Genomic DNA, 19,371 nt, shown 5'->3' on the forward strand with positions numbered 1-19,371 from the left:
CGCGGCGCACGCGCGGCATCCGCCGGCGCCCGGTCAGGCGTCGAGCTTCAGCGCCCTGCGCAGTGAGGCGACATGCCCGGTCGCGCGCACATTGTAGCGCGCCAGTGTCAGCTCACCGGTCTCGTCGATCACGAAGGTCGAGCGAATCACGCCGGTGACCTCTTTGCCGTAGAGCTTCTTGACGCCATAGGCGCCATAGGCCCTGTGCACTGTCAGATCGGGGTCGCTGAGCAGTGCGAACGGCAGTTCGTGGTGCTCTCGAAAACGCTGCAGTTTGGACTGGGCGTCTTTCGAGACGCCCAGAACCGTGTAGCCCGCAGCCTGCAGCGACGCGATGCTGTCGCGGAAGTCACAGGCCTCCTTGGTGCAGCCGGGAGTCTCGGCGGCAGGGTAGAAGTACACGATGACTTTGTGCCCACGCAGGTCGTGCAGTGAGACGGGGCGGCCGTCGGCGTCGGGCAGCGTGAAGTCAGGTGCCGGTGTGCCGGCCTGCAGGCGTTCGGGATGGTTCTGTGCGGTGCTCATGCGAGCGATTCTAGACACTGTCAGCTGAGTTGTGACATGCATGCGCACTGTGCTAATGTCTTCTCTTGGCTCAAGCGAGCACAACATGCGCCTCTAGCTCAATTGGCAGAGCAGCTGACTCTTAATCAGCGGGTTCTGGGTTCAAGTCCCAGGGGGCGCACAAGGGGAACCCGGAGACCTCGTGTCTCCGGGTTTTTTCGTCACCGGGTACCGCCGCGCATCGTCGCCGAGCCGAACCCGCGCGACCGAGTGTCGTCGAGCAGCGTGCTCCAACATCGGCCCGCCGAAGTCGCGTTCGACAACGAGAGATGGTGCACCATGCTGTTCGCTGCCGCAGACTCAACCCCAGAGCTGGGGGCCTTCGCCGGATTCATCACCACGATCATGGACGCACTCGGGGCGTTCGGCGTCGCCGTCCTGGTGGCAGCCGAGAACCTCTTTCCTCCGATCCCCAGCGAGGCCATCCTGCCCTTGGCAGGCTTCGCCGCGTCGCAGGGGTCGCTGAACCTCGTGGCCGTGATCGTCTGGGCCACGGTGGGCTCGGTCGTCGGTGCGATCGCCCTCTACGCTCTGGGAGCGTGGCTCGGGCGCGAACGCTTCATCCGTCTGGCCGCCAAAGTGCCGCTGATCAGCGTCAGCGACATCGAGCGCACTGAGCAGTGGTTCGTGAGACACGGCCGCATGACGGTCTTCTTCGGGCGCCTGGTGCCGATCTTCCGCAGCCTGATCTCGATTCCGGCGGGCATAGAGCGCATGCGTCTGATCGTGTTCATTCCGCTGACCGCATTCGGCTCGCTGATCTGGAACACGGTGCTCGTTCTCGCAGGCTATGCGCTCGGCGAGAACTACGGCCTCGTCGAAGAATATGTCGGCGCGTTCCAGTGGGTCGTCATCGCCGTGGTGCTGGTGGTGATCGTCGCATTCGTGGTGTGGAAGGTGCGCGCGTCGCGTCGCACACGCGACTGACCTGCCGTGGGCGTCGATGCGGTCTCGGCTCCGCAACGCGGTTAGGCTGGTGACGTGACCAGCGACCCGAGCAGACGTGCGTTCCTGAGTGCGGCACTGGCAACGGGGATGCTCACACTCGCCGGGTGCAGCGCTGACGGCGTCGAGCCTGGTCACTTTCGCAATCTGCCGCTGCGCACCTTCGGTGGCTACGCTCCGAGCGACACCGTGCATCTGGCCGTGGTGGGCGACTCCCTCAGTGTGGGCGTCGTCGGCCAGCTGACCGGGGCGAACGTCAACGGCGACTGGCACGACACCGTCGACCTCGGCGCACTGCAGTTCTTGGGCGGCTGGTCGAAGGTCGGTGCGACGACCGCCGACATGGCGCGCTCCGCGAAGCCGGTCAGCGGTGCCGATGCCCTGCTCATCATGGCGGGCACGAACGACGTCGCCGCCAAGACGGTCTTTGACGACAGCAGCGTCTCGATCGGTCGCATCGCCGACGCCGTGCATCTGGACCGGGTCTCGGTGGCCATGATCCCGCCCTCGAACGCTTCGCCCCAGGCCGCCCTCGACTTCAACGACCAGCTGAGAGATCTCGCCGGAGATCGCGGCTGGAGCGTGGTCGACCCTTGGCGTTCGGCGCGCGACGACGAGGGCAGGTGGGTGACCCGGTACCGCGGTGACGGAACGCATCCGAACCAGAGCGGATACCAGGCAGGAACCGATCAGCTCGTCGACGACCTGGCCGAGGTCTACCTCGGTGCCGAACCGGTCGGATGACTGGGTGAGCTACCATGAAGGCAACTGACGCGAGGGAGACGGCATGAGCACACCCGCGGAGAAATTCGACCTGATCGTCGTCTCGAACCGACTGCCGGTCGACCGCACCGTCGACTCTGACGGAAATCCGGGATGGCGGCGCTCGCCGGGCGGTCTGGTCACCGCACTCGAACCGGTCATGGAGCTCTCGAACGGAGCCTGGGTCGGCTGGCCCGGCGTGCCGGACGAAGAGTTCGAGCCGTTCGTCGCCGAGGGGGGATCGCGCGGCGGGTCGTTCCACGTCTACCCGGTCAGTCTCAGCGAGACGGAACTCGAAAGCTATTACGAGGGCTTCTCGAACGCGACGCTCTGGCCGCTCTACCACGATGTGATCGCGCCGCCGCTCTACCACCGGGTGTGGTGGGACTCCTACAAATCGGTCAACGAGCGCTTCGCCGCCCGCGTGGCCGACATCGCGAGCTCTGGGGCGACGGTGTGGGTGCAGGACTACCAGCTGCAGCTGGTGCCGCGCATTCTGCGTCGCATCCGGCCAGATCTGAGCATCGGGTTCTTCAACCACATTCCGTTCCCGTCCTACGGTCTCTTCGCCCAGCTGCCCTGGCGTCGCCAGATTCTTGAGGGGCTGCTCGGCGCAGACCTGATCGGCTTTCAGCGCAGCGAAGACGCGCGCAACTTCGCCCGTGCCGTGCGCACGCTGCTGGGCATCACGGTTCGGCGCGGCCAGATCGACGTTCCGGCCGAGCTCGACGGCGGCAGCGGGCATGTCGCGGCCTTTCACGACTACCCGATCTCGATCGACGCCGACGAGTTCGAGCAGCTCGGCGAAGATCCCGAGGTGCAGGAGCGCGCGCGGCAGATCCGCCGAGACCTGGGCGATCCTCATCGTGTGCTGCTCGGCATCGACCGACTCGACTATACGAAGGGCATCCGTCATCGGCTCAAGGCCTACGGCGAGCTGCTCGACGAAGGGCGCGTCGACGTCGAAGACACCACGCTGATCCAGATCGCCGTGCCGAGCCGCGAACGCGTCGAGACCTACAAGCGCCTGCGCGATGACATCGAGCTGTCGGTCGCCCGCATCAACGGCGATCACAGCACCATCGGCCGGCCCGCGATCCAGTATCTGCACCGCAGCTTTCCGCGACGTGAGATGGCGGCGTTCTACCTCGCCGCAGACATCCTGCTGGTGACGGCCCTGCGTGACGGCATGAATCTGGTCGCCAAGGAGTTCGTGGCAACGCACGTCGACAACGACGCCGTGCTGGTGCTCAGCGAGTTCGCCGGCGCCAGCGACGAGCTGAAGACTGCTCTGCTGATCAACCCCCATGACATCGACGGGCTCAAACAGGCCATCGTGGATGCGATGCAGATGCCCGAGGCCGAGGTGGCCCGGCGCATGCGCATCATGCGGCGGCACGTGCGCGAAGACAACGTCGAGCGCTGGTCGGATGCCTTCCTGGCTCGGCTGCGCGAGGTCAGCGCTGACAATCGTGCGCAGAGTGACGACGCGCCTGAAGGCGCAACGCCGGAGACTCGCGCATGACGCCCGAACTCGACGCCGCTCTGCAGCGCATCACAGAGACTGAGAGACTGCTGATCGCTCTGGACTTCGACGGCACGGTCGCGCCCTTCACCGACAATCCCGCAGACTCCCGGTCACTGGCTGACTCGCATCTCGCCGTCATCCAGCTCTGGCAGCTGCCGCATACCGATGTCGCGTACGTCTCGGGGCGCGCTCTCGAGTCGCTGCGTGCGGTCAGCGACGCCCCTCCGGGCATGCTCCTGGTGGGGTCACACGGTGCGCAGATCCAGCTCGACAGCGGCGTGCCCGATCCCAGCCCGCTCAGCACCGGGACGATCCGCGACGTGAGCCGCCTGAGTTCGACGCTCGAAGATCTGGTGACAGGCGTGCATGGTGCCTGGGTCGAGCACAAGCCAGTCGGCGCGGTGCTGCACACCCGCAGCGTCGGCCGTGCAGAAGCCGAACGACTGCAGCGGCTGGCCCGTGAGCGAGTCGCCGCAGAGCTGCCCGTCGCACGTGTGCTCACCGGCCATGACGTGCTCGAGTTCTCGCTGCGCGAGACGAACAAAGGCGACGCGATCGAGCAGCTGCGCGCGCACACCGGCGCAACCGTCGTCTTCTACGCGGGCGACGACCGCACCGACGAAGACGTGTTCCGCGTGCTGCACGACGGCGACGTCGGCGTCCACGTGGGCGAGGGGCGAACAGCTGCCGAGTTCACCGTGGCGGGCCCTCGGGCGCTCGCGGGCGTGCTGCTCACCATGGCCTCGCGGCGACGACGGTATCTCGCCCTTGCCCGGTGACCGTCGCGGTGCGAACGACCCCACTGCGTGTGCTAGCGTTGAATGTCGCAGGCCTGATCGATGCAACCCATCTGATCGGCCGCTGAGACAGATCGCGTCGCCGAACCATGGCAGACGCTCTGAACAGGGGTGCACCGCAGAGACGATACGCTCGCAGGCTCATCGCGCAGCTCGCCCCTGCGTCCCCTTCCCGATGAACTCGGGTTCTTCTTCTGACTTGCCGCACGATGGCGACAACCAACGAATCATGATCGAGGAATGACAGGCATGGCTCCCACACCGAAACCGACACCCACCGTGCAAGAGCGCGATCTCACCGGGGCGGAGATTCTCATCGCCTCGCTGAAGAAGCTCGGTGTCACCGACGTGTTCGGGCTGCCCGGCGGCGCCATTCTTCCGACCTACGACCCGCTGATGGACGCCAAGGGGCTGCGGCACTACCTCGTGCGTCATGAGCAGGGCGCCGGGCATGCGGCCGAAGGGTACGCAACGGCCGGTCAGACGGTCGGCGTGTGTCTGGCGACCTCAGGGCCCGGTGCCACCAACCTGGTGACTGCGATCGGCGACGCCTATATGGATTCCGTGCCGATGATCGCGATCACGGGTCAGGTCTTCTCGGCGCTGATCGGCACCGACGCGTTCCAAGAGGCCGACATCGTCGGCATCACGATGCCCATCACCAAGCACGCCTTCCTCGTGCGCAGCGCAGACGAGGTCGCACCGGCGCTCGCTGCGGCCTATGAGATCGCCAGCACAGGTCGCCCTGGTCCGGTGCTCGTCGACATCAGCAAAGACGCCCAGCAGGGGCTCGCCGACTTCAGCTGGCCGCCGCAGATCACCCTGCCCGGCTACCACCCGGCGACGCAGCCGCACGGCCGCCAGGTGCAGGCAGCGGCACAGCTGCTCGCGAACGCCCAGCGTCCCGTGCTCTACGTCGGCGGCGGCGTCATCCGCAGCGGAGCATCCGCCGAACTCACAGCGCTCGCAGAGGCCTCCCATGCGCCGGTCGTGACCACGCTGATGGCCCGCGGTGCGTTTCCCGACTCGCACCCGCAGAACCTCGGCATGCCCGGCATGCACGGCACCGTGCCTGCTGTGCTCGCCCTGCAGCAGGCCGACCTCATCGTCAGCCTCGGTGCTCGCTTCGACGACCGCGTCACGGGCAACGCCAAGACCTTCGCGCCGCTGGCCAAGGTCGTGCACGTCGACATCGACCCGGCCGAGATCTCGAAGATCAGGCACGCCGATGTGCCGATCGTCGGCGATCTGCGTCAGGTGCTCGACCAGCTCGTGCCCGAGTACGAGGCCGAGACCTCTGAGCACACCCCCGATCTCACACATTGGTGGGAGCATCTCAACAAGCTGCGCGAAGACTATCCGCTCGGCTTCACCCAGCCCACCGACGGTCTGATCGCGCCGCAGCACGTCATTCAGCGCATCGGCGAGCTCACCGGCCCAGAGGCCGTCTACGCCGTGGGCGTCGGCCAGCACCAGATGTGGGCCGCACAGTTCATCAAGTACGAGCGCCCGAACTCGTTCCTCAACTCGGGCGGCGCCGGCACCATGGGCTACGGCGTGCCCGCAGCGATGGGTGCGAAGGTGGCGCAGCCCGACCGAGTGGTCTGGGCGATCGACGGCGACGGCTGCTTCCAGATGACCAATCAGGAGCTCGCGACCTGTGTGCTCGAGGGCATCCCCATCAAGGTGGCGATCATCAACAACTCGTCGCTGGGCATGGTCAAACAGTGGCAGTCGCTGTTCTACGACAAGCGCTTCTCGAACACCGAGCTGCACACCGGTCACGGCTCAGAACGAGTGCCCGACTTCGTCAAGCTCGCCGAGGCGTACGGCTGTGCTGCGCGCCGCGTCGAGAGTGAAGACGAGGTGGATGCGGCGATCGAGTGGGCGCTGTCGGTCGACGACCGGCCCGTGGTGATCGACTTCGTGGTCTCGGCCGACGCCATGGTGTGGCCGATGGTGCCGCAGGGAGTCAGCAACGACTTCATCCAGTATGCGAAAGACGAGTCACCGGCATTCGAAGGCGAGGAGTGATCTGATGAGCAAGCATGTGCTCTCAATGCTGGTCGAGGACACCCCCGGCCTGCTGACCCGAGTCGCGGGGCTCTTCGCCCGGCGTGCGTTCAACATCGACTCGCTCGCCGTGGGGCAGTGCGAGGTCGAGGGGTTCTCGCGCATGACCGTGGTCGTGAACGTCGAGCGTCAGCCGCTCGAGCAGGTGACCAAGCAGCTGAACAAGCTGGTGAACGTGATCAAGATCGTCGAGCTCGAAGACGAGACCTCGGTGCTTCGCGAGCACATGCTGGTGAAGGTCAAGGCCGATCCCGGCACCCGCTCGCAGATCGTCGAGATCGTCGAGCTCTTCCGCGCCCGCATCGTCGACGTCAGCCAGGACGCCGTCGTCGTCGAGGTGACCGGCGACGCCGCGAAGAACCGCGCACTGCTCAAACTGCTCGAGCAGTACGGCATCCGCGAGCTGGTGCAGTCCGGCCTGCTTGCGATCTCGCGCGGCCCCCGGTCGATGACCGACCGCGTCACCCGTGGCTGACCCCGGCCACCCTCGGGCAGCGACCCGACAGACTCACCTTCCGACCGCATCCACACAACAGAAATGGAGTAACACCATGGCAGCAGAGATCTTCTATGACGACGATGCCGATCTGACCATCATCCAGGGCAAGAAAGTCGCCGTCATCGGCTTCGGCTCACAGGGCCACGCGCATGCGCTGAACCTTCGTGACTCGGGCGTCGAGGTGAAGGTCGCCCTGCGCGAGGGCTCAGAGACGCGCTCTCGCGTCGAGGAGCTCGGCTTCGAGGTGCTCGACAACGCAGAGGCGACCAAGTGGGCCGACCTCATCGTCGTGCTCGCTCCCGACCAGTACCAGGCCGACATCTACAAGAACGAGATCGAGCCGAACCTCTCAGAGGGCAAGACCCTGCTCTTCGCTCACGGCTTCAACGTGCGCTTCGGCTACATTCAGGCGCCGAAGGGCGTCGACGTCGTCATGATCGCTCCGAAGGGCCCGGGACACACCGTGCGTCGCGAGTACGAAGCCGGTCGTGGCGTGCCGATCCTGGTCGCCGTCGAGAACGACGAGTCGGGCAAGGCCTTCGAGACCGCCCTCTCATACGGCAAGGGCATCGGCGGCACCAGAGCAGGCGCCATCAAGACCACGTTCAAAGAAGAGACCGAGTCTGACCTCTTCGGCGAGCAGGCTGTGCTCTGCGGCGGCCTGTCGAAGCTCATCCAGAGCGGCTTCGAGACCCTGACCGAGGCCGGCTACCAGCCCGAGATCGCGTATTTCGAGGTCTGCCACGAGATGAAGCTCATCGTCGACCTGATCAACGAGGGCGGCATCGCCAAGATGCGCTGGTCGATCTCTGACACCGCCGAGTACGGCGACTACGTGTCAGGCCCGCGCGTCATCGACGCCAGCGTCAAGGAGCACATGAAAGAGGTGCTCGCCGACATTCAGTCGGGTGCCTTCGCCGAGCGTTTCATGGCCGACCAGGCGGCGGGCGCTCCGGAGTTCAAGAAGTTCCGCGCCGAGGGCCAGGAGCACCCGATCGAGGCGACCGGCAAGGGGCTGCGCAAGCTGTTCTCGTGGTCGAACGCCGAGATCGACGCCGACTACGTCGAGGGACAGGTCGACCGCCACGCCTGATCCGCGCTGCTCACCATGTGACCTCCTCCGCGTACAGATGAGGTGACGCAGACCCTGAGGGCCGTCCGAACTCGTTTCGGGCGGCCCTCAGTCGTCTCTGCAGACGTGGTCGTCTCGGGTGCACTGGCAGCTCGACCGTGCCGTGCCACGGATCGGTATCATTGAGGGCGGACGCTCGGGCAGATCACGCCCGACAAGATGACGTTCGCACAACCGGAGATGGCGAGGCCTGACAGCATGGGTGACAAAGAACGCGACGGCACCGACGACGAGGCGCTCGTCTGGGAGTCAGACCGGCTCGATACGTCGGCCGTCGTCCCGGGAGGCCGATCGACAGAGTATGACGAGGTGCCGGTGGTCGAAGAAGACCGCAGCGCACTCGCCGCGATCGACCAGCTGCCCTCCGGCGTGCTCGTCGGGTATGGCGCGATTCTCGGCGTCTTTCTCGTCTACACGATCTCGTGGGTGACGATTCTGCTCAAGCGCCTCTCGACCCCGCCGCAGCCTCTGCTCGACGGCATCGACCGCGCGCAGTTGCTGCTGGGTCTCGCCGGCCCCGCTCTGTGGGTCGTGTTCGCCTTCTTCTTCGTGCGCGGCCGCCGCTGGTACTGGCAGACGCTCTGGCTGGTGCTGGGGCTGGTGCTGCTGGCACCGTGGCCCTGGATCATCACACTGATCACCGCGAGCAACGGAGGCGCACAGTGAACACCGGCGACGAACTGAACGAGACGAGTGGTGCGAGCATGAACCGCAGCAGCACTGACCGCGTCGACACCGCTGTGCTCGGCGATGACGTCCAGCGGCTCGGCGGGCAGTCGAACGCCGATCATGCTGGGGCCGCAGCCGAACAGCCGGGCGGTCTGAGCATCCGCGTCTCAGACGCACTCTGGGGCGTGCTGGCGGCGGTGCTCTTCGCCTACCCGGTGTGGCAGGCGTTCGCGTTCGCATTCGCGAACTCAGACACCGGCTGGCAGGCCGTCTTCGGCGGCCTCGGCTGGGTCAGATGGACGCTGCTGCTGGTCGGCCTCGTCGTGCCGCTCGCGTTGCTGGCCGCGGCGTGGTGGATCACTCGTGGCATGACCTGGTGGCGTCGTCTGCTGGCCTATGCGACCGGGTGGGCGATCGTGCCGCTGATCATGATCTCGGTGCAGCAGCTGGTGATGGCCAACCCGCAGGTCAACGACATCGTGCTCTCGCACCTGCTCTTCGGCGACTGAGCCGAAGCGGCTGAGGTGAGCCTCGTTCAGTCGACGGGCAGGCCCTCCGAGGCCCAGGCGAATGTGCCGCCGCTGACGTTCGCGGCGGCGACGCCCTGCTGATCGAGCCAGAGCGCGGCCTGCTGTGAGCGTCCGCCGGCCTGACAGATGACCAGCAGATCGTCGGCGTCGGGCACGTCGCCCAGACGCGACTGCAGCTCGGAGAGCGGGATGTTCACCGCGCCCGTCGCATGACCCGCAGCGAATTCGTCGGTCTCGCGCACATCGAGAATGACGGCGCCGGCCTGCTGCCGTTCGAGTGCCTGCTGCGGGGTGATCTGCTCGACCATGGTGACTCCTCGTGTGCGAATCCGCGCGCCGCGCGCCGATTCAGTGATCTGTCTGTTCTGACACTGTACCTGCGCTGCGGCTAGGCTGGAACACATCATGCCCGGAGGCGCTGCAGCGCCCTGTTCGCGGGTCAATGCTGAGGAGGAAACGGTGAGCACACAGATCGATCTCGGAGTCATCGCCGGTGACGGCATCGGGCCAGAGGTGGTCGCCGAGGGGCTCAAAGTGCTCAACGCGGTCGCCGCCGCAGACGGGTTCGCCTTCGCCACGACTGACTACGATCTGGGTGCACGCCGCTATGAGCGAACCGGCGAGGTGCTCGCCGCCGAGACTCTGGACGAACTGCGTCAGCACGACGCACTGCTGCTCGGTGCCGTCGGCGATCCGCGCCGTGTGCCCGCCGGCGTGCTCGAGCGCGGCCTGCTGCTCAGGCTGCGCTTCGCGTTCGACCAGTACGTCAACCTGCGCCCGGTCGAGCTCTTCCCGGGTGTGCGCTCGCCGCTCTCGAACCCCGGCGACATCGACTTCGTGGTCGTGCGCGAGGGCACAGAGGGGCTCTACACGGGCAACGGGGGAGCCCTCCGGGTGGGCACGGAGCACGAGGTCGCCACCGAAGTCTCGGTGAACACGGCGTTCGGTGCGGCACGGGTGATCCGCTACGCGTTCGAGACGGCGGCGAAGCGCCCGCGTCATCACGTCACGCTCGTGCACAAGAAGAACGTGCTCGTGAACGCCGGCGGCATGTGGCAGCGTCTGGTCGACGAGATCGCCGCCGAGTTCCCCGACGTGACCCACGACTATCTGCACGTCGATGCTGCCACGATCTTCCTGACGACCGACCCCGCACGCTTCGACGTGATCGTCACCGACAACCTGTTCGGCGACATCCTCACCGACCTCGCTGCCGCGGTCACCGGCGGCATCGGGCTGGCGGCGTCGGCCAACATCAACGCCGACGGCACCGCACCCAGCATGTTCGAACCCATTCACGGCTCTGCGCCCGACATCGCCGGCCAGCAGAAGGCCGACCCGACCGCAGCGATCCTGTCAGTCGCCCTCATGCTGCAGACGCAGGGGCATGCCGACTCGGCCGCTCGCATCGTCGAGGCGGTACGGGTCGACACCGCGTCGCGGGCGGATGCGGTGCGTTCGACTGCCGAGATCGGCGACGCGATCGTCGCGCGACTGCGCGCCTGACCCCAGGCACGCCCGACCACACCGCCAGGCCTCGGTCCGACTGATCTGGGCGAGCGTACCGCGGCCTGGCGTCATGCGCGGTACGATAGAGAGCGCGGCGTCGAGGCCGCCTCGCGCGACACGATCGCGCCCCATGTGCGCCCCGCGCTCCACCATCCCCGAGCTGGCAGCTGCACCACGACAAGAACTCTGTAGACCTCTCTGAGGAAGGACGAAATGACCGAGACGAACGCGATGACTTTCGCGAAGCACCTGACCACGAACCCCACCGATGCGGCGAAGCGCACCGAGATTCTGAAAGATCCGGGGTTCGGCGTGAACTTCTCGGATCATATGGTCACCGTCGACTACAACCACGAAGAGGGCTGGCACGATGCACAGGTGCAGCCGTACGGGCCGCTGTCGATTGACCCTGCCGCGAGCGTCTTTCACTATGCACAAGAGATCTTCGAGGGGCTGAAGGGCTTCCGCCACGAAGACGGCAGCGTGTGGACGTTCCGTCCCGACCGCAACGCGCACCGCTTTCAGCGCTCGGCCGAGCGCCTGGCGCTGCCGCAGCTGCCGGTCGACACCTTCGTGCAGTCGCTGAAGGAGCTCGTCGAGGTCGACGCCGACTGGGTGCCCGACGCTGAGGGCGAGAAGAGCCTGTACCTGCGCCCGTTCATGATCGCCACCGAGGTGTTCCTCGGCGTGCACTCGGCGCATGAGGTCAAGTACGTGCTGATCGCCAGCCCGGCGGGGCCGTACTTCAAAGACGGCGTCAAGCCTGTCAACATCTGGCTGTCGACCGACTTCTCGCGCGCGGCCCTGGGCGGCACGGGCGAGGCCAAGTGCGGCGGCAACTACGCCGCCAGCCTGGAGCCGCAGGAAGAGGCCTACCGCAACGGCTGCTCGCAGGTGCTCTTCCTCGACGCCGAGACACACACCAACGTCGACGAGCTGGGCGGCATGAACATCATGTTCGTGACCAAGGACGGCCGCCTGGTCACGCCGAAGCTCACCGGATCGATTCTGCACGGTGTGACTCGCGAGTCGGTGCTGCAGCTCGCCGAAGAGGAGTTCGGCCTGAAGACCGAAGAGACCTCGGTGTCGCTCGACTGGTGGCGCGACGGCGTGGCTTCGGGCGAGATCACCGAGATCTTCGCCTGCGGCACCGCAGCGGTCATCAACCCGCTCGCCGAGCTGCGCAGCCCGGACTTCACGATCGCAGCCCCGGCCGAGACCGCTGGCAAGATCACTTCGGGTCTGCGCAAGGCACTCACTGACATCCAGTTCGGCCGCGTCGAAGACAAGCGCGGCTGGCTGACGCGTCTGGCCTGAGCCGTTCAAGAGTCAGTCCCTCATCCGAAGGCGGCGGCACTCGTGCGAACTGCGCAGGTGTCGCCGCCTGACTTGACCAATGGAGTGAAGCATGAAGATCGCACGTTTCAGCCACGAAGGCGCTGACCCGGCATTCGGAATCATTGACGGGGACGAAATCGTCGTCCTCAGCGGAGACCCGATGTTCGCCGGCTACGACACGACGGGCGATCGCGTTCCGCTTGCCGATGCGCACCTGCTCGCTCCAGTCATCCCTCGCTCGAAGGTCATCGCGGTGGGGCGCAACTATGCTGCGCACGCGGCCGAGAAGGGCAACGCGGTGCCGACGCATCCGCTGCTTTTCTTCAAGCCGAACACCTCGGTGGTCGGCCCGGGCGACCCGATCGTGATTCCGGAGTTCGCCGGAACCGTCGAGCCCGAGGCAGAGCTGGCGATCGTGATCGGCAAGGTCGTGAAGAACCTGCCACGCGAGCACTGGCAGAAGGCGGTGTTCGGCTACACGCTGGGCAACGATGTCAGCGCGCGCACGCTGCAGCAGGGCGACGGGCAGTGGGCTCGTGCAAAGGGAATGGACACGTTCTGCCCGCTGGGCCCCGTGATCGAGACCGAGCTGGATCCGGCGGCGGTGACGGTGACCTCGTCGATCAACGGCGAGGCGGCGCAGTCGGGCGAGACGAAAGACTTCATCTTCGATGTGCCGACCCTGCTGGAGTTCATCAGCCAGGCGTTCACTCTTCTGCCGGGCGATGTGATTCTGACGGGAACGCCTGCGGGGGTGCGGCCGATCGTGCCCGGAGACACCGTGACAGTCGCGGCCACGGGCATCGGCGAACTCACGAACCCGGTGCGCGCTGCACTGTGAGGTGCGGCGGTCTGCAGGCCGCCTTCTGCCGACTCAGCTCACCGAGCGCAGCGAGCCATCGTCATCGGCACGATGCGTGTGCGGCCCCAACAGCTCATGCGCGATCGGGCAGCGGCCGCAGGTCTCGGCGTCTTCGTCAGGCATGTCTACCTGGATGCCGTAGAGCGCTTCGAGCGCATCGACGAAATCGTGCGGACGATCTTCGGCCGCCAGGTCGCGCGAACGCTGCATCGACGTGTTCAGCAGCACTCCGACCAAGTGGTGCAGGGCCTTCTCTGTGTTCGCCTGGCTCGGCTCATGGCGTCGTGACCGTTCGATCTCGGCATCGAGCTTGTCGAAGAACATCGCCTTCAGTTGGGCGAGGCCGCGGCCCACACGCTGTTGATTGCGCTGCTGGTGAAAGCTCTGTGCGGCCTCGTCGACGAGCGAACGTGCGTCGTCGCTCGATCTCAGCTCGCTCAGCGGCGCGTGCAGCTTGATCGTCTCGAGATCGAGCAGCTCCACCTCGGGCAGGTCGGTGACGTCGACGGCCACGTTGCGCGGCATACCGAGGTCGATGACGAGCTGGCGCGCGGGCAGGTTCGGCACTGCTGCGACGGAACCGACGGAGCCGTGATCGAAAGGGCACCCCGTGGCGTCTGCGTCGCTGCCTGTCGCCTCGACTGCGGCCCGCGACACCCCGGTGTGGGCGGCCTCGGTGCGGCTGGCGCGCAGGAGTGCGGCGTCGATCACCGTGTGCGGCGACGTCGTGCAGGTAACGATCAGGTCGGCGCAGGCGAGCTCGTGGGTGAGGCGCTCTGGCTTGACCGCGCGCAGTTCGCGCATTTCGGCGAAGTGTTCGGCGCGGCCGCTGGCCGAGTGCACGGCGATGTCTGTGACCCCGCGGGTCTTCAGCGCGGCGACGGTGACGCGTGCGTACTGCCCGGTGCCGACCAGCAGCACGCGCAGCTTCGACCAATCCACGATGCGGCTGTCGCTGAGGTCGAGCGCCAGCTGCACGATCGAACGGCCCATGCGGCCGAGCTTGGTCTGATTCTTCACATCGCGCGAGGTCTTCGCTGCAGTCTGGAACAGCCGCTCAAGGTCAGAGGTCGTGGTGCCGATCTCGCGAGCGTGTTCGAGCGCGTTGGCGACTTGGCCAGAGATCTCTGTCTCTCCGACGACCAGCGACTCGAGCCCGGCAGTCACAGAGAACAGATGCTGGGCGGCGGCATCGCCGACATAGACCGCACTGCCGGTCTTCAGATCTTCGTATTCGACACCGGTGTGCGCACAGACCGCCTGCCAGGCGGCCACCACCGCGAGACGGGGATCGGACCCTTCGGGCTGGCGCACATCGAGGTACGCCTCGAAGCGGTTGCAGGTGGCGACGACGACGGCGCCACTGAAGAACTCGTTTCGAGACGTGAGGGTGAGCGCAGCGTCAGCGGCGCCGGAAAGTCCCTCGAGCAGGGAGAACGGCGCGTTTTTATGACTGGACGACACGCAGAGAAGCACGTCTGACATTCTAGGCGTTTGGTGTCAATTCTCTAAATCGTCAGATGTTTGCGAGAATGGGGTTGTGAGTCTTTCTGCCGCACATCCCCTGAACCCGGTTTCTCAGGCATCGAACCCCCCGAAGTCCACGGCTGACTCGGCCCTGGTGCGCGCTCTGCGGGGCGAGCCGGTCGACCACGTGCCGGTGTGGTTCATGCGACAGGCGGGGCGGTCGCTGCCTGAGTATCGCTCGGTGCGCGAGGGCATCGCAATGCTCGACTCCTGCCTGCGGCCCGATCTCGCCGCCGAGATCACTTTGCAGCCGGTGCGCCGCCATCATGTGGATGCCGCGGTCTTCTTCTCTGACATCGTCGTTCCGCTGAAGCTGGCCGGGGTCGATGTCGACATCGTTGCGGGGCGGGGTCCCGTCTTCGGCTCGCCGGTGCGCACCGCGGCCGATGTGGATGCACTGCCCGAGCTCACCGTCGATCAGCTTGCCCCGATCGCCGAGGCCGTGCGGCTCACCGTCGCCGAACTGGGCGACACTCCGCTGATCGGCTTCGCGGGTGCGCCCTTCACTCTCGCTGCCTATCTGGTCGAGGGCGGCCCGTCGAAGGACCATCTGGCCGCGCGCACGCTCATGTTCGCCGAACCCGAGGTCTGGGATCGTCTCGTGATGAAGATGGCCGACTACTCGGCGGCGTTCCTGCGCGCGCAGGTGCTCGCCGGGGCCTCGACCGTGCAGCTCTTCGACTCGTGGGTCGGGTCGCTGGCACCGACCGTCTACCGTGCTCATGTGCGCCCGGCATCCGCTCGCGTGCTCGCCAGCGTCGCCGATCTGCGCACTGCCGACGGACGCGGCGTGCCGCGCATCCACTTCGGTCTCGCCGGGCCTGAGCTGCTCTGCGACCTGCGCGATGCGGGCGCTGACGCGGTGGGCGTCGACTATCGCACCGAACTCGCCGACGCGATCGATCGTCTGGGCGTCGACGTGCCTGTGCAGGGCAATCTCGATCCGGCGCTGTTGGGCGCCCCGGCCGCCGTGCGCGAGGCAGCGGCCGACCGCATTCTGAGAGCAGGGCAGCGAGCCGCCGGGCATGTGTTCAACCTCGGTCACGGTGTGCCTCCGGCGACCGACCCCGACGTGCTCACGCGCCTCGTCGCACACGTGCACGCATGGGAGGCGACCGAGCGGTGACCGACGAACGCGACGCTGAGCTCGACGCCGACCTGCTGGTCGTCGGCGGGGGCATCGCCGGGCTGGTCAGCGCCTGGACGGCGGCTGAGGCCGGGCGACGTGTGACCGTGCTCGAGTCGGCAGGCCACGTGGGCGGGCCGGTTGCGGCGCACGTGCTCGCAGGCCTTGAGATGGACGCCGGCACCGAATCGTTCGCGACCCGCGGGGGTCGGGTCGAACCGCTGCTGGCCGAGCTCGGGCTGGCCGATCGGGTGGTCGAGCCGAACCCGGTGGGTGCGTGGGTCGGGTACCGCTATCAGGGACGCTTCGCCGCAAGCCGTCTGCCGCGCACAGGCATGCTGGGCATTCCGGGCGATCTCGACGAGCACGGCACTGCATACGGCGAGCTCGTCGAAGCCATCGGGGCCGAGGGGGCTCGTGCTGCTCGACGTGATCTGACTCTGCCGCCGACCGTGGGCGTCGACGCGACCGATCCCGGCGCGACGACCCTCGGCGCATTGGTCGAGGCGCGCATGGGTCGTGCGGTGATCGATCGTCTTGTGGCGCCGGTCGCCGGCGGCATCTACTCGGGCGACCCGTATGAGATGCCTGTCGAGTCGGTTGCGCACGGCCTGCTCTCAGCGCTCGTCGAGGTCGGAACGCTCAGCGACGCCGTGCGGCATCTGCAGGCGCAACGGGCTCCGGGGTCTGCTGTGCGCGGCCTCGTCGGGGGCATGCACATGCTGACCGATCGACTGCGAGACCGCATCGTCGCGGCCGGTGGTCGCATCCTGCTGCACCGAGAGGTCGACGGCATCGAACGCACGGCCGAAGGATGGCGCGTGCGGGTCGCTGCGGTCGGCGACCGCCCGAGCAGCGGGTCGCCGATGTCTCCGGGTGTGTGCGATCCCGGCTCACAGACATGTCACACCGCATCCCAGCTCGTGCTGGCGACCACGGCCGACCCTGCCCTGCGGCTGCTCGAGCTCTCAGAGGCGGGCCCGTGGGCGCATCCTGCGGCAGTCGCCCTCGTCACGCTCGTCGTCGACGATGCGCGACTCGACGTCGAACCGCGCGGCACCGGGATGCTCGTCACCGCAGATGCGCCTGATGTGCAGGCGAAGGCGATGACCCACGCCTCGGCCAAATGGCGCTGGATCGCCGACGCGGCAGCATCGGGTCACCCCGGCCGCCACGTGCTGCGACTGAGCTACGGCCGCGCGGGGCAGCCGAGCACGATGACCGACGACGAGCTGTGCGCACAGGCCGTTCGCGACGTGCGCGTGCTCACCGACGTCGACATCGCCGATCGGGCTGTGGCGGCGACGGCGGTGCATCGCTGGCTGAACGTGCAGCCGAGTGCTCGGGCTGATGAGATCCGGCAGAGAGTGGATGCCGCAGCCGCGAACCTCGGAGACCTCGCGGTGGTCGGGTCGTGGCGTTCGGGAACCGGCCTCGCTTCGGTACTTCCGTACGCTCGTGAACAGACACTGAGACTGCTGGGTCACCCCGATCGCCCTCGAAACGGCACATCGGGTGCGAGCACAGCAGACACAACATATGAAGAGGTGGCAAAGTGACAGGCACGACCATTCGTCTCGGCACACGAGGCTCTCGACTGGCGGTGGCGCAGTCGCAGCTGGTCGCCGACGCGCTCGAAGAGGCGACCGGACGTTCCGTCGAGCTCGTGCAGGTGGTCACCCACGGCGATGTGTCCAAGGCATCGCTTGCGCAGATCGGCGGCGTCGGCGTCTTCGCGACCGCCCTGCGGCAGGGGCTCGCCGCCGGCGACTACGACGTGGTCGTGCACTCGTGCAAAGACCTGCCCACCGCGCAGGAGCAGCACCTCGACATCGCCGCAATGCCCGAGCGAGCTGATTCGCGCGACGTGATCGTGACCCGTGGCGGTGAGGGCCTGAGCGGTCTCGTGCAGGGTGCTCGGGTGGGCACCGGGTCGACACGTCGTCAGGCGCAGCTGCGCCGAGCACGCCCCGATGTCGAGATCGTCGACATCCGCGGCAACATCGACAGCCGCATCGGTCGGGTCTACGACGATCTGGACGGCGTCGTCCTGGCCGCCGCGGGGCTGGAACGGCTGCCCTCGGCGGCCGCCCACCACCACGAGGCTCTGCCCGTCGACACCTGGGTTCCCGCACCGGCGCAGGGTGTGCTCGCCGTCGAGACGAGGCAGGGAGAAGGCAGCCTGGTCGCGACCCTCGACCATGCGCCGACGCGTCTTGCTGCGACGCTCGAGCGTGCTGTGCTCGGCGGCCTCGGCAGCGGATGCGCCGCTCCGGTCGGCGTGCACGCGATCGTCGCGTCTGACCTGCGGTCGGCCGAGCTGCATGCCCGCGTCTATGACCTGTATGACGCGCAGCATGACGTCGCCGTCGACGAGGTTCTCGAACTCGGGAAGATGCTCTGCGCGGGTGCTGCACACGGCGCCCGGCAGCTCAGTGCAGCTGGTGCGGCCGACGCAGCGGCGATCGAGGCGTGGACCGCTGCGGAGGGCGAACGCGTCGCGCAGCAGCTCATCGCCGAAGGCGCCGCCCGAATCATCGCAGCGGCAGACGCACGGAGGTCGGAGTGACCGACGGCGCAGCTGTCAGCGCCGACGCGCACGAGGCTGCCAGCGCAGGGCTGCGCGGATGGCGTGTGCTCGTGCCTCGCGGCGGGCCAGGCGGTGAGCGCATCGCCGCTGAGGTCGCCGCTCGGGGAGGGGAGCCGGTCGTCGCGCCGTTGATCCGCAGCATTCCGCCAGCAGACGCCTCGAAGCTCGAAGAGGCGGTCGAGCGTCTGCAGTCGGGAGACTACGCCTGGCTTGTGCTCACCAGTCAGCGCACGGTCGATGCGCTCGCCGACTGCGGTCTGACGTTCTCAGCGCCTGCCGGCACGCCGGGATTCAGCACCGCGTGCGTGGGCGCCACGACGGCCGCAGCTGCGGAGGAGCGGCTCGGCCTCAGCCCAGATCTGCTCCCGCAGAAGCAGAGTGCGCACGGCCTGCTCGACGTCTTTCCACGACCTGACCACGCTCGTGCCCGGCTTCTGCTGCCGCACTCGGCGCAGGCACATGACTCGCTCGAACGGGGGCTGCGCGCGCTCGGATGGCAGGTCGACACCGTTGACGCCTACCGCACCATCGGCATCGCACTGTCGCAGCACGCCATCGAAGACGTGCGCCGCGGAGCGATCGACGGCGTGCTCGTCACCAGCGGCACGGTGGCGCAGCAGGTCGCCATCCAGTTCGGAGCATCCGCCGCGCAGACCGTGCTCGTCTCGATTGGAGAGCAGACGACGAACGACGCCGAGACACTCGGCCTCGACGTCGCGGCGACGGCGCGCGAGCACAGCATCCCCGGTCTGCTCGACGCCCTCGCCGAGGTCGCCGCAGGCCGCCGTCGCACCGGCGCAGCCACCACCATTTCGCGTGCGCCCATTTCGCGCGCATCCGGCATGCGCGCACCCGGCGCTGCGTCGGTGCGCGCCGCACCTGCACGCACAACAGACATCACAGACGACAACCACTGAGGA

The 19,371-nt window shown here is 67.2% G+C and carries 19 protein-coding genes and 1 tRNA gene; 17 read left to right on the forward strand and 3 right to left on the reverse strand.

Translation table 11 applies throughout. The features are described from left to right. Positions 1-33: 33 nt before the first annotated feature. Complete coding sequence (bcp, locus tag F8O08_RS05380) at positions 34-525, reverse strand: thioredoxin-dependent thiol peroxidase (protein WP_158042773.1); 492 nt, start codon at positions 523-525, stop codon at positions 34-36. A gap of 87 nt (positions 526-612) precedes the next feature. Here bcp and F8O08_RS05385 point away from each other — a divergent pair. The 10 genes from F8O08_RS05385 to F8O08_RS05430 all read left to right on the forward strand — a co-directional run bounded on the left by F8O08_RS05385 (position 613) and on the right by F8O08_RS05430 (position 9,478). Beyond that, a tRNA-Lys gene (locus F8O08_RS05385) sits at positions 613-685 on the forward strand. Between the two features lie 158 nt (positions 686-843). Next, positions 844-1,491, forward strand: coding sequence for a DedA family protein (locus F8O08_RS05390; protein WP_158037413.1), 648 nt, complete (start codon positions 844-846; stop codon positions 1,489-1,491). A gap of 54 nt (positions 1,492-1,545) precedes the next feature. After that, the gene (locus F8O08_RS05395; protein ID WP_158042774.1) at positions 1,546-2,253 is read left to right on the forward strand and encodes an SGNH/GDSL hydrolase family protein; all 708 of its coding nucleotides are present in this window, start codon (positions 1,546-1,548) and stop codon (positions 2,251-2,253) included. Positions 2,254-2,296: 43 nt separating this feature from the next. Further along, positions 2,297-3,796, forward strand: coding sequence for an alpha,alpha-trehalose-phosphate synthase (UDP-forming) (locus F8O08_RS05400; protein ID WP_158031965.1), 1,500 nt, complete (start codon positions 2,297-2,299; stop codon positions 3,794-3,796). Next, a complete protein-coding gene (otsB, locus tag F8O08_RS05405) occupies positions 3,793-4,578 on the forward strand; it encodes a trehalose-phosphatase (RefSeq protein ID WP_158042775.1) in 786 nt (261 codons plus the stop codon). The genes F8O08_RS05400 and otsB overlap by 4 nt, the downstream gene beginning before the upstream one ends. Before the next feature lie 258 nt (positions 4,579-4,836). Then, positions 4,837-6,630 carry an acetolactate synthase large subunit gene (locus F8O08_RS05410; protein ID WP_158037417.1) on the forward strand — a complete coding sequence of 598 codons (1,794 nt, stop codon included), beginning with the start codon at positions 4,837-4,839 and terminating at the stop codon, positions 6,628-6,630. 4 nt (positions 6,631-6,634) lie between these two features. Beyond that, a complete protein-coding gene (gene ilvN, locus F8O08_RS05415; RefSeq protein WP_158031962.1) occupies positions 6,635-7,144 on the forward strand; it encodes an acetolactate synthase small subunit in 510 nt (169 codons plus the stop codon). A gap of 76 nt (positions 7,145-7,220) precedes the next feature. Beyond that, positions 7,221-8,261 (forward strand): ketol-acid reductoisomerase, encoded by a 1,041-nt coding sequence (gene ilvC, locus F8O08_RS05420; protein ID WP_158031961.1) that lies wholly within the window; start codon positions 7,221-7,223, stop codon positions 8,259-8,261. 237 nt (positions 8,262-8,498) lie between these two features. Then, on the forward strand, positions 8,499-8,966 hold the full coding sequence (locus tag F8O08_RS05425; protein WP_158042776.1) for a hypothetical protein: 468 nt from the start codon (positions 8,499-8,501) through the stop codon (positions 8,964-8,966). After that, positions 8,963-9,478, forward strand: a complete 516-nt coding sequence (locus F8O08_RS05430; protein WP_158042777.1) for a hypothetical protein — start codon at positions 8,963-8,965, stop codon at positions 9,476-9,478. Before F8O08_RS05425 ends, F8O08_RS05430 begins: the two co-directional genes overlap by 4 nt. 26 nt (positions 9,479-9,504) lie before the next feature. Here F8O08_RS05430 and F8O08_RS05435 read toward each other — a convergent pair whose 3' ends face one another. After that, positions 9,505-9,807 carry a rhodanese-like domain-containing protein gene (locus tag F8O08_RS05435; RefSeq protein WP_158042778.1) on the reverse strand — a complete coding sequence of 101 codons (303 nt, stop codon included), beginning with the start codon at positions 9,805-9,807 and terminating at the stop codon, positions 9,505-9,507. Between the two features lie 151 nt (positions 9,808-9,958). Here F8O08_RS05435 and F8O08_RS05440 point away from each other — a divergent pair, with 151 nt between their 5' ends. From F8O08_RS05440 to F8O08_RS05450, 3 genes are all read left to right on the forward strand, one after another. Beyond that, the gene (locus F8O08_RS05440; RefSeq protein WP_225733580.1) at positions 9,959-11,005 is read left to right on the forward strand and encodes a 3-isopropylmalate dehydrogenase; all 1,047 of its coding nucleotides are present in this window, start codon (positions 9,959-9,961) and stop codon (positions 11,003-11,005) included. 216 nt (positions 11,006-11,221) lie between these two features. Then, the gene (locus F8O08_RS05445) at positions 11,222-12,325 is read left to right on the forward strand and encodes a branched-chain amino acid aminotransferase (RefSeq protein WP_225733581.1); all 1,104 of its coding nucleotides are present in this window, start codon (positions 11,222-11,224) and stop codon (positions 12,323-12,325) included. Between the two features lie 91 nt (positions 12,326-12,416). Then, positions 12,417-13,187, forward strand: coding sequence for a fumarylacetoacetate hydrolase family protein (locus F8O08_RS05450; protein WP_158042780.1), 771 nt, complete (start codon positions 12,417-12,419; stop codon positions 13,185-13,187). A 33-nt stretch (positions 13,188-13,220) separates the two neighbouring features. Here the strand turns inward: F8O08_RS05450 and F8O08_RS05455 are convergent, their stop codons facing one another. After that, on the reverse strand, positions 13,221-14,684 hold the full coding sequence (locus tag F8O08_RS05455) for a glutamyl-tRNA reductase (RefSeq protein WP_158042781.1): 1,464 nt from the start codon (positions 14,682-14,684) through the stop codon (positions 13,221-13,223). Positions 14,685-14,748: 64 nt separating this feature from the next. Between F8O08_RS05455 and hemE the strand changes: the two genes are divergently transcribed. Genes hemE through F8O08_RS05475 form a run of 4 tightly spaced genes read left to right on the forward strand, consistent with a single transcriptional unit; the run spans position 14,749 to position 19,368 of the window. Further along, positions 14,749-15,861, forward strand: coding sequence for a uroporphyrinogen decarboxylase (hemE, locus tag F8O08_RS05460; protein ID WP_158037424.1), 1,113 nt, complete (start codon positions 14,749-14,751; stop codon positions 15,859-15,861). Beyond that, the gene (locus tag F8O08_RS05465; protein ID WP_192497722.1) at positions 15,858-17,420 is read left to right on the forward strand and encodes a protoporphyrinogen/coproporphyrinogen oxidase; all 1,563 of its coding nucleotides are present in this window, start codon (positions 15,858-15,860) and stop codon (positions 17,418-17,420) included. The genes hemE and F8O08_RS05465 overlap by 4 nt, the downstream gene beginning before the upstream one ends. Continuing rightward, complete coding sequence (gene hemC, locus F8O08_RS05470; RefSeq protein WP_158042783.1) at positions 17,417-18,430, forward strand: hydroxymethylbilane synthase; 1,014 nt, start codon at positions 17,417-17,419, stop codon at positions 18,428-18,430. The genes F8O08_RS05465 and hemC overlap by 4 nt, the downstream gene beginning before the upstream one ends. Continuing rightward, entirely contained in the window at positions 18,427-19,368 is a 942-nt protein-coding gene (locus F8O08_RS05475) for a uroporphyrinogen-III synthase (protein ID WP_158042784.1), read from the forward strand. Before hemC ends, F8O08_RS05475 begins: the two co-directional genes overlap by 4 nt. Positions 19,369-19,371: the final 3 nt, after the last annotated feature.

The sequence above is a fragment of the Pseudoclavibacter sp. CFCC 13611 genome (assembly GCF_008831225.1).
In the GTDB taxonomy this organism is placed as follows: Bacteria; Actinomycetota; Actinomycetes; order Actinomycetales; family Microbacteriaceae; genus Pseudoclavibacter_A.